This window comes from Brevibacterium mcbrellneri ATCC 49030 (assembly GCF_000178455.1).
Classification (GTDB): Bacteria; Actinomycetota; Actinomycetes; order Actinomycetales; family Brevibacteriaceae; genus Brevibacterium; species Brevibacterium mcbrellneri.
Genome location: NZ_ADNU01000018.1, coordinates 129,450 through 139,412, shown reverse-complemented (window position 1 = coordinate 139,412; position 9,963 = coordinate 129,450). Strand labels below are relative to the sequence as shown.

Here is a 9,963-nt window from a genome sequence, read left to right as displayed (position 1 = left end):
AACTATAACAGTAGCCTGATTTTTCCCTGAGGTCGAGTCGACTGTTACCTATAGAAATGTGAAGGGTCACTCACGTAAATGCGAGTGACCCTTCATCTATCTAGGCCTGTTACTGACCCAGCGTTGTCGTCCGGCCAACGGTGCCGCCAGCTCTAGCGCTTACGACGTGCACCGAAGGTCAGCACACCACCGGCTACAACCAGGGCCAGGCCTGCGAGCACCGCAGCTGTTACCTCAGTACCCGTGCGCGGTAGCCATTCCGGCTTCTTTGCATTTCCCGGCTGATCCGGTTGGTCTGGCTTGCCCGGACCGTCGGTTCCAGGCACATCAGGCTCTTCAGTACCTGGCTCGGTCGGTTCCTCAGTGCCCGGCTCGGTGGGTTCCTCAGATTTGTCAACTGTAATCACAGCGGACGATTCGTTAGACCGAACCGGAGTTCCGTCATCCTCGCCATTGCCCCGCGATGTGCCAACGGCAACTGCCGTGTTGACGACCTCGCCGGCCTTAGCGTCTGCCTCCGTGACGGTGTACTCACCAGACTCACACGTGGTTTTCTCACCCGGAGCCAGAGTGCTGACCTCACAGGTCACGTCGACGTCAGCCTTCTCCAGCATCGAGTCTTCAACCTTGACGTTGTTCACCGTGAGCTTGCCGCTGTTGGCGACAACGAAGGTGTAGACCACTGCATCGCCAACACGGTAGCTGGCCTTCTTGTTCTTGACCTTCTTTTCGAGCTCAATCTTCGGAGTGGCGACCTCGACTTTGGCAGAAGGTTCGTTGGACTTGACCTTCTTGCCCTTCGGGTCATCACCTTCAGCGTTCGCGGTATTCACGTACTCCGTCTGTCCTTCGACATCCGCAGCAGTCAGAACGTGCGAAGCAGTACATTCAATCGACTCACCTGGAGCAAGCGTTATGTTGTCCACACCACAGTCAATGTCTTCAACCTTCGGGTCGTTGATCTTGACGTTCTTCAGGGTGACATTGCCGTTGTTCGTCAGGATGAACTGGTACTTTACCGTGTCTCCAACGGTCAACGGCTCGGGGCCCGTTGCCCGGTTAGCGGCAGTGCCTCCAGTGGAGAAAGGCTCAACGTTATCTGCCCAGTTGGTGACGGTCTTTTCCAGCGACAGCGAAGGCTCGGACTTAGGCACCGTGACAGTCGCGGTGTCCTGCGCACCGACCTTCGTGCCGGCGTCAGGGTCCTTCTTCGTGTTGCCGGTCAGCGTAACGTTGTTCGGCAGTGGTTCTTCACCGTCCACGTGGTCCTGCGTGATGTCACTTTCACCCGTGCAGGTGAACTCCGCACCAACCGCCAGGGTCGCTCCACCTTCCAGAACGTCGATTTCCTCTTCGCCCTGCTTACAGGTCAGCTCGATGTCGCCGCCGGTCCACTTATCGTCCAGCTTCACGTTGTGCAGCGTGACATTTCCGGTGTTCTTACCGGTGATGGACCATTCTGCCTTTTCGCCAGCCTTCTTCTGGACCGACTTCTGGCCGTCAACAGCCTTGGTGACATCAAGCGCCGGCTTAGCCTGCGGCACCGTGACAGTTGCCTTGCTCTTGTCTTCGACAGGAATGTCCTTGTCTTCGCCGGTTGTAGCCGACTTGTACAGGTACTTACCGGTCACTTCGGCGTCGTTAGGCAGCGTGACCTGCTCGTCAACATCATCCTGCGTCACCGTGTAGGTACCGGTGCATTCATAGGCGTCGCCCACCGCAAGTTTGGCGTTGCCTTCCTTGAGGTCCTCAGTGGCGTTACCGTCGTAGTCTCCGCCGCCCTTCGGCGTGATGGTGCACTCAAGGTCAACCGGCTCCTTGCCTTCAACCCAGGTGTCGGCCAGCTTCACATTGTCAAGATCAACGTTGCCGTTGTTCTCACCGGCCAGCACGAACTCAGCCTTGCCATCAGCGACAACTTCGGCAGTCTCTTTACCGTTCACGGTTTTCTTCAGGCTGATCTTCGGAGCAGGCTTGAATACACCGAAGTCATACTTGGTGTGCGCCTGCGGCTTGCTGGCGTCGTAGTCTTCCGGCTTCGGTTCTGTCACGGTGATGACCTTGCCGTTCCAGGAACCGGCTTCGCCCTTGCCAGCTTCGGTGTTGATGTCGGTTTCCTCAAGCGGGCTTACCACCACGCGGTAGTTACCGCGCTTGACAGACTCGAACGTGTAGTTTCCGTCCTTATCCGACTTCGTGGTTCCAGCGACAACAGGTTCACCGTTGTCGTCCTTCTTGATCTCACCGTTTTCATCTACTTCATAGAGGGTCACGGTGTAACCGGACAGGTTCTTTTCGCCGTCCTGCTGCTTCTCGTCCCGGTTCTCGTCGTGATAGACGGTACCGGAGACCTTAGCGGCATAGACCTCGGTCTTGACCGGGTCAGGCTGAGGAATAGGCAGCGCTCCAACACCGGTTGTCTCCGCACTGTCACCCAGGGTGGCGTGCAGGGTCGACACACCCGTGGAGTTCACGTACTTATCGCCGTGCTTATTGCCGTGCGACTGGAAGTCCAGCAGGTAGGCGTCGTCAGAGTCGGCTTTCACCAGCGGGCTGTCAAAGCGCAGCGCCGTGATGTGCTTAGCGCCCGGCTTAGCCTGTGCCTCGATGACTTCCTCAGTCAGCAGCTCCCACTTGGTGTTGCTCGGCTTTTCGTCAACATCCCGCTTGGTGGCCTTAGCCGCGTTTTCACACGCCTTAAGGTCGCCTCGGCCCTCCGCATTCGTCGGGCAGACGGACACCGTGTTCGGATCATCGTTCGTGTAGTAGATCTGACGACCGTCAACGCCGCTGCTGCCTACGTATTCAGGCACGCTCTTCAGCCAGTATTCACCGCTGAACTTGGTGTCCCGCCAGTCACCGTTGAACGGAAGCACATCGATGAACTGGGTCTGGCCCAGCTGCGCTTCCGTGTAGTTCGTCAGCTTCAGCGAGTGCTGGAACTGGGTGTCGTGGTCAACGAGTTTATCCTTGACATCCTTCTGCAGGCCCACGGTCACCACGTTGGGAACAGTCAGAGTCGTCAGCGCTGCTCGCGAGTCCAGCGGAGTGTAGTCCTTCGCCTTGTCACCAGCACCCGTGTAGGCGTCCTCATTGGCGGAGGAGGTGACGGCCTTAATGGAAGTGTCTTCCTTCAGTGCCTTCACAGCCTCGTCGAGCTTAATCTCCGGCGTTCCCGTAATGCGGTACGAGTGGACAATGTCAAAGGTCTGACCGGGGCCCGACCATGCTGGAGTCTTGACCGTGAACTTCGGCTTTGGCTGACCGTTATCCCACGGCTGGTAGAAGTCCGAGGATTTATCAGCGTTCTTATCTGCCCAGCCGATGGGGAAGAACGGGTCGTTCTTCGGGTCGCCAGTTTCGTTCTTCTGATCTGACAGTGCCCACGTCCGCTCAATGTAGTTGTCGGTCGAAGGAGCGCAGTCCTTCGGATCATTGGAGATCTGACCCTTGTGGTACGTCATCCCCGGCGACAGCGAGTCCTCGTCGGCGGTAATGCACTTGGACAGGTAGACCCGCATGTGAACGCGTGTGGGATCGCCATTGACGTCCTTCGAATTCACGGCGATGCTGGTCCCGTTGTTGACAACAACCTGACCGGCTGTGATGATCTCCTGCTTCTGAACGCCGATACCGCCAACGCGCTTCTCGCCAATGTCGCCCCAGATGTCGCGAACTCCTGCCGAGGGCTTTTCGGCAAGGATCACGTCTTTCGAATCGCGCTTCTTCTTATCGCCTTCGAAGAACTGAGAGAAGTTCGTTGTCTTGTAGTACTCCTCGTCGCCCTCCTTGGCCTTGACCGTGTCCTGCTCAGCGACCGCGCTCGGGGCGCCGGTTGTAGCCACGTAGCGGAAGGTAATCGGCCGCTGAATGACGTTCTCACCGGGGATAACAATTTTAATGCCGGCGATCTCATTCGGATTCATCTTGCCAGGCTTGGCAAAGGTGTTGCCTGTCACCTTCGCAGAAGCGTCATAGAACACTTCCCAGTCAGCGTCACCGGAGCAGTCGGGATTCTGTCCCCCATTGGTCTTATCAGCCTTGGTGATGTACACCTTGGCGTCCGGGAAGACATCCTGGATGTCCTGCCTGCCCTGATTGCCAATCTGGACCGTGGGCACGTAGATGTTGCTCGCGGTGGAGGCAACACGCTGAACTCCCGGCTGCCACACCGAGCAGATGGTCGGGTTGTTCTTCACGTCAACGGGTGTGACTTCCATGCGGACATTGGCTGCCTTCAGAGCCTGCTTGAAGTTGAAAGCCTGCTTGCCCTTTTCTTCGGTTTCCACCCAGTTGACGCCCACGTCGTACTTAGCGGAGGGGCATCCACCGGGGTGCGTGCACTTCCACTTGGTCAGGTCAACAGTCTGCTTGGCGCAGTTGTTGTTCGGGAAACCGAACTTGCCCGCAAGCAGACCCTGCTTTGCATCAGCGGTGGATGCGCTGCATTCGCTCAGTCCACCCGGGTCAGCAGTGTTGTCGCCGAGTGCTTTATTGCCCTTCGCGGTCGGAATGTTCGAGGGCACTCCACGGCTGTCCTTCACCCGCGCAGGCTTGCCGTCCTTGTCGACGATGTCCATACGGGTAGTGAAATCCGTCTTGCCTGACGGCAGTCCCTGGGTTGGGATAAGGAAGCGGAAGGGTGGGTTCGATTTCTCGTACTTACCGTCGACGTACGGGTTCCCGTTGGAGTCGACCTTGGCTTTCTGCCAGTCGCCGCCAGCGTAGGACACCAGAACTTCGTCTGCCTTAAACGGCGCATTTTCCGGCATCACGAGCGTGTAGCGGCTGATGGTTTCCGGATCGATCGGAAGGATCCGGCCCTTCGGGGTCGCACCACTGGGTGCGGGGCTGTGCTTCTGGTCGCTGGGGTAAGCCGGCAGTCCGGAACGAGCGCTGATGCCGATGTACTCAACACCGTTACGCGTAGTGGTGCTGACGCCGCTCTGCGGATCTTCGATCATCTGGTCAAAGCGCGGCTCAACCAGCACATTGAGCTTCTTATCCGCCACCGCAGTGGTCAGCGGAGAGCCGTCTTCCTTCGCAGCTTTGAGCCCGAGGTTGAAGGTACCCTCTGGGTTCTGGCCGCCCCTCAGTTCCAGTGACTGGATGGTGGATGCAGTCAGCTCCAGCGCAACAGTCGCATTTGTACCGGCGTCTGCCTTCACAGTGATGGCGCCCTGAGCATCAACCGTGGCGGACACACCGGCGTAGCTGGCGGAACCGCTCTTCAGGGTCGGCTTAACCGTCGGTTCGGGCAGGCCAGCCGCGCGAGCCTCTGCGCTCAGCCACGTTGGTGTGACAGTGAACGTGACCGGGTCACCTGCGGTTTTGACGTTCAGGTTGACGTTGTAGTGGGCGATATCCCCGGCACAGATATTGCCGTCCGTCGCTGTGTTATCGCCGGTCTCGTAGCCGTTGCCCTTGGTGATCAGACAGCCGGTACCGCCATCCTTAGCCAGGGTCAGGCTGTACTGGACCCTGCTGTCCCCAATCTCAACTGCCTGCGGGTCGCCGGGATCTCCCAGTTCCTCCGAAGCCGCTGCTGGCTGTGCCAAAAGCACAGTCATTCCACAAAGAAGAGCGAGCACCGCGAGGATCGCAGTCATTCGTTTGAATAGGGAGTAACACATTTGTGTGCGCATGAGGCGTTCCTTACTACGTCCGGGGCCCACCCGGATGCCTGGCGTCGAGCTTAACCAAACGCTAGCTTACCATGCAGATAAATATGATAAGATCCGCTGTTCGAACGGCAAACGCAGTCGCGCCCCGAGGTCGTCTAACCCTCCCGTCGCCGACCCACCAATCCCTGCCCGGCGCCCCGCCACTGCGAATCACTAGACCTACTCGTCTAACAGCACTTCACCTGCTTAAATGAGGCGTATGACCGTGAGAAACACTGCTGCACTCATCAACGTTGAAGCGAACAACTTCACATTAAGCGATCCATCACAATTGTTGCTTTCACTTGACGATTTAGCCGCCCACCGCGGTGACGGAATCTTCGAAACTGTACTGGTGACATATCGCGACGACGCCACCTACATCCACAATCAAGCACTCCACTTCCAGCGCTTCATCGAGTCGGCCCGCATGCTTGAACTCCCCTCTCCAGACCCCAAACTGTGGGAAGAAGCACTGCACGCCACGGCCAAGCAGTACAAAGAACTCAACCCGGATGCCCACACTGTCTCAATCCGCTACACCTTAAGCCGCGGGCACGACAGCGACACCACTGCGCACACACCTCACGGTTGGGTTGTCACAGCACCCGTGCCACGCCCCGAACCCACCGAAATCACCGTCATCACCTTGAACTCTGGCCTCGATTCCAGCATCGCAGAGTCAGCCCCCTGGCTCCTCCGAGGCGCAAAAACCCTCTCATACGCCACCAACCAGGCCGCGAAACGGTACGCACTCAGCAACGGAGCCGACGACGCGCTCTTCCATACCACCGACGGCTACGCCTTAGAGGGCCCCAACTCCACCCTCATCCTGCGCATGGGCGACCAACTCATCACCCCAGACCCCAAAATCGGGATCCTGCACGGCACCACCCAACGGTGCATTTTTGAAAACGCAAGCTCACAGGGCCTCCTCACCCAATACAGCAACGTCACGTTGGACGACCTCGGCAACGCCCAAGGAGCGTGGCTCGTGTCCTCCGTCCGCGGCTGCCGGCCCATATCAACGATCCTTTCAAGCACCTCGGGCCCAGCCACCCACATCCCCGTAGATCACGACCTCACCGAACACATGCTGCAGTGGGTTCTGTCTAGCTGACAGAACGCGATAGCCTGGGTCTGTACAGACATCGATTCAAGAAGGTCTCTCATGGGTAAACTCGCGTATCAGTTGCTTGGTGTTGGTGGAGGCGCGCTGGCCGCTCTGGCTGCACGTAAAGCGCTCCAGGTCGTGTGGGAAAAGACCATGGACCGCCCTACTCCTAACCAGGACACTGACGACGACTCGACACTGGCCGAAGCACTCGCTTGGACCATCGTTTCCGGTGTTGGCGTAGCCGTGGCTCAGTTGGTCGTACAGCGTTACGCAGTCCAGACGGTGCGTAACAACTTTGGCGAAAGCGCACTGCCAAAGAAGCTGCGCAAGAAGAACGAAGAAGAAGCTTAAGCCGTCTAGTCTTACGCCTTCAGCACCTGAGCAAGTTGCCTCACCTGAGCTACTGAATACTGCCCGGGAGCTGAGGCCCCTTGCGGTCCTGTTGCAAACGTTGCGCAGGACCCAAATTCGCTACCCATGAGCCGAGTGACGGCCCCCATGCGTCCCATCGCAATCGCAATCACGGGGATGTTCAGTGCGTCCTGGGCCCGATTCGTCACGTCCAGGACTCTGATCACATCGTCCATGCTGGCGGGTGTCACTGCGATTTTCGCGACACTCGCCCCGGCCCGTTCCATGGTGCGCATGCGTTCCAGCAGATCATGTGGGGTGGCCGAAAAGTCGTGAAATGACGCAATCACATGCGTTCCCTGGGCACGGGCCTTCTCAATCAACGAGCGCGAATCGGGGCGGGCCACCTCCACGTCCAACGCGATCTCAACGTCGGTTGCCCCGTCGGTTCCTGCGCTAGCTACCGCGGCCCCACTGGTTTCCGCGCACTGAGTAAGTGCCTCCACCGCCGAGGTGTATGCCGCTTCCGCGCACTGCCCACCTTCCGCTTCCGACCGCACAGTGAAGATCAGCGGCAGTTGGGCACGTTCGCACAGGGCCGTGGCCACCTCGGCGATTTTCCCACCGAGGTCGCCCCCACCGAGGTCGCTGTCCCTACGTGTCAATCCCCCACTTGCCGCTCCCCCGCCAGCCGCGCTCCCTGTTGTCAGCGCGCTCACGAGGGGATCAACACGCCATTCCACAACATCAGGGCTGGTAGGCCCGGGGGTAAGCCACTCGTCGCCCACACCATGAATGTCGTTGACACTCGTGCAAGTGACAGACGAGATGATTGCGGGCATACGCGAACAGAACGGCAACGGTTTCATACCCATAGCCTACGTGGCACTCCACGGACGCGGGCGCACAATCGCAACACAGCCGAGCTACATGAACAGCGTCTCACCCACGAATCCACCTTCGCTGGCCCCTGGTGGGATCGCCCACACTGTAGAACCCACTGGCGAGGTCCACTCGTTGAGCAGATCTGCTTGTGCCAACCGTTCCTGAATGGGCAGGAACTGGCGGTCAATGTTTGCCTGGTATGACGCAAAAATCAGCCCCGTAGCCCCCAGTCCTTCTTGGTACGAGTAGACGCGCCGGTAGATCTGTTCCGCCGGGTCCTTTGTGTTGCGCGACCGCGCCACGTGGCTCACGGGCGAAATGACCGTAAGGCCCAGCTCGTTCTTTGCTTCCAGGTCTGGGATATCGTGCTCATTCGTTCCGGTCAGCGGTGCGCCAGTCGCCATGTCTCGGCCCACCGAAAACTCGCGCGCCGGGCGGTCCGCCTGGTCCCACGTGGCCATGTTCATCTCGATATCGCGGATGACCAGTGTAGTTCCGCCTCGCAACCATTCGGGGTAATGATCTGCAAGGTCCCGAGGTGGTTCCCCCCGGGGGGAAAACACGGCTGGGGTCGCCCCCGTGGTTGTCCCCCATACTAGGCGGGCAAAGTCTTCTGATCCGGGACCGGGATTCGCGGTTCCGTCGACTTGCCCAAATGGGTTGCGCACCGTCGTGCCTTGCGGGTCCGAACCATAGGCACGGCGGAAGCCTTCGCGCGTCCACGCAACATCAGTAAATGCGCGAGCGTCCTTCATGAGCATGCGTACCGCGTGGGCCACGGTGCTTGGGTCGTCGCTACACACTTGTAAGAGCAAGTCACCGTCCGTACGCCCCGGTTGGAACCGGTCAAAGTCAAAACGGGGTAAGGGTTTGAGCCAGTCGGGCGCGGAACGCACGCGTTCAACCAAGCCGCGCCCAAACCCAAACGTGACGGTCAGTCGCGCCGGCCTTGCGGTCATTTCAGGTTCGGTATCAGCCAGCGGTGGTTTTCCCTGCGTGAGCGCTGCCGCGTCATCGGACAGCAGAGTGAGCAGTCGGCGCACGCCCTCACGCTTCACATCGTCGCGAAGTTTAAGCGAAATGAACATGCCATGCGCTTGCGGAGGCGTTTCAACTCCCGCTTGGTGTTCACCGTAAAACGGGACCGTTTCCTCACCGTTTAAACCGGTGGTATCTGGGCGTGGGCGCTGTGGTTCTGCCTTCGCCGTTGAGCGTCCAGTGCCAAAACCTACTGCTCCGGCAACCCCCACGGCACCCACGACCGTCGCACCCATGAGGGTGCGACGGTTTGGTGTGGGCTGATTAGCCATTGTGCTTGTCGTCGCCTTCCCCGTGGCCTTCATGCTCGCTGTGACCACTGTGATCACTGTGGCCCTCGTGACCACCGTGGTCCGCGTGATCACCATGGCCCTCGTGATCCCCAGGAGCATATTCTTCTTGAGCCCCAGTGAATTCCTTCGCGGTGAACTCGAGCGGAATGTCACCTTGTGAAGACGACACCGTGATCGTGATCTTCTCACCAGGTTCAATCGCCTTGGTCATCTTCATGAGCATGATGTGATCGCCACCGGGCTCAAACGTCTTGGACTCACCTGGCTTGATGGTGAAACCGTCTTCCTTGCGCTTCATCTGCATGCCGCCGGCCCCGTCGGACACCGTTTCGTGCATTTCTACAATGTCCGCGTGGTCAGACTTTCCGCCGGTGATAGTGAGGTCCTCGTCCGAGGTGTTTGTCACCGTTCCGAACGCGCCAGTCATGCCGTCTTTTGCGGCTTTGATCCACATATCTTTTGTTTCAACCGGTGAAGCATTCGCTTCTTCTTGAGCGCCAGCTGAAGCGTTGTCTGTGGGCTGTGAGGAACCACAACCGGTCAAGGCGAGAGCCGCTCCCGCGACTACGGCAGCAGGAATGAGGGAAAATTTTTTGAGGTTCATGATGTCTCCGTG

6 protein-coding genes are annotated in these 9,963 nt (G+C 58.8%); 2 read left to right on the top strand and 4 right to left on the bottom strand.

The genetic code is table 11. From position 1 onward, the window contains the following. Positions 1 to 152 precede the first annotated feature (152 nt). A complete protein-coding gene (locus HMPREF0183_RS03320) occupies positions 153 to 5,645 on the bottom strand; it encodes a DUF7507 domain-containing protein (protein WP_040347816.1) in 5,493 nt (1,830 codons plus the stop codon). A gap of 238 nt (positions 5,646 to 5,883) precedes the next feature. On the opposite strand from HMPREF0183_RS03320, the gene HMPREF0183_RS03315 reads away from it, so the two are divergent. Further along, a complete protein-coding gene (locus HMPREF0183_RS03315; RefSeq protein ID WP_005882782.1) occupies positions 5,884 to 6,783 on the top strand; it encodes an aminotransferase class IV in 900 nt (299 codons plus the stop codon). A 51-nt stretch (positions 6,784 to 6,834) separates the two neighbouring features. Further along, positions 6,835 to 7,131 (top strand): DUF4235 domain-containing protein, encoded by a 297-nt coding sequence (locus HMPREF0183_RS03310; protein WP_005882781.1) that lies wholly within the window; start codon positions 6,835 to 6,837, stop codon positions 7,129 to 7,131. Between the two features lie 11 nt (positions 7,132 to 7,142). Here HMPREF0183_RS03310 and HMPREF0183_RS03305 read toward each other — a convergent pair whose 3' ends face one another. The 3 genes from HMPREF0183_RS03305 to HMPREF0183_RS03295 are packed head-to-tail and all read right to left on the bottom strand — an operon-like array spanning position 7,143 to position 9,951. Beyond that, positions 7,143 to 8,000 (bottom strand): type I 3-dehydroquinate dehydratase, encoded by an 858-nt coding sequence (locus tag HMPREF0183_RS03305; protein WP_169309656.1) that lies wholly within the window; start codon positions 7,998 to 8,000, stop codon positions 7,143 to 7,145. A 57-nt stretch (positions 8,001 to 8,057) separates the two neighbouring features. Further along, entirely contained in the window at positions 8,058 to 9,326 is a 1,269-nt protein-coding gene (locus HMPREF0183_RS03300; protein ID WP_005882779.1) for a Dyp-type peroxidase, read from the bottom strand. Next, positions 9,319 to 9,951 (bottom strand): copper chaperone PCu(A)C, encoded by a 633-nt coding sequence (locus HMPREF0183_RS03295; protein ID WP_005882778.1) that lies wholly within the window; start codon positions 9,949 to 9,951, stop codon positions 9,319 to 9,321. Before HMPREF0183_RS03295 ends, HMPREF0183_RS03300 begins: the two co-directional genes overlap by 8 nt. Between the last annotated feature and the right edge of the window lie 12 nt (positions 9,952 to 9,963).

What these genes read in the sequence shown, in the direction of transcription:
- HMPREF0183_RS03320 (WP_040347816.1), bottom strand. Translation starts at nt 5,645, where the DNA reads ATGCGCACACAAATGTGTTACTCCCTATTCAAACGAATGACTGCGATC.
- HMPREF0183_RS03315 (WP_005882782.1), top strand. Translation starts at nt 5,884, where the DNA reads ATGACCGTGAGAAACACTGCTGCACTCATCAACGTTGAAGCGAACAAC.
- HMPREF0183_RS03310 (WP_005882781.1), top strand. Translation starts at nt 6,835, where the DNA reads ATGGGTAAACTCGCGTATCAGTTGCTTGGTGTTGGTGGAGGCGCGCTG.
- HMPREF0183_RS03305 (WP_169309656.1), bottom strand. Translation starts at nt 8,000, where the DNA reads ATGAAACCGTTGCCGTTCTGTTCGCGTATGCCCGCAATCATCTCGTCT.
- HMPREF0183_RS03300 (WP_005882779.1), bottom strand. Translation starts at nt 9,326, where the DNA reads ATGGCTAATCAGCCCACACCAAACCGTCGCACCCTCATGGGTGCGACG.
- HMPREF0183_RS03295 (WP_005882778.1), bottom strand. Translation starts at nt 9,951, where the DNA reads ATGAACCTCAAAAAATTTTCCCTCATTCCTGCTGCCGTAGTCGCGGGA.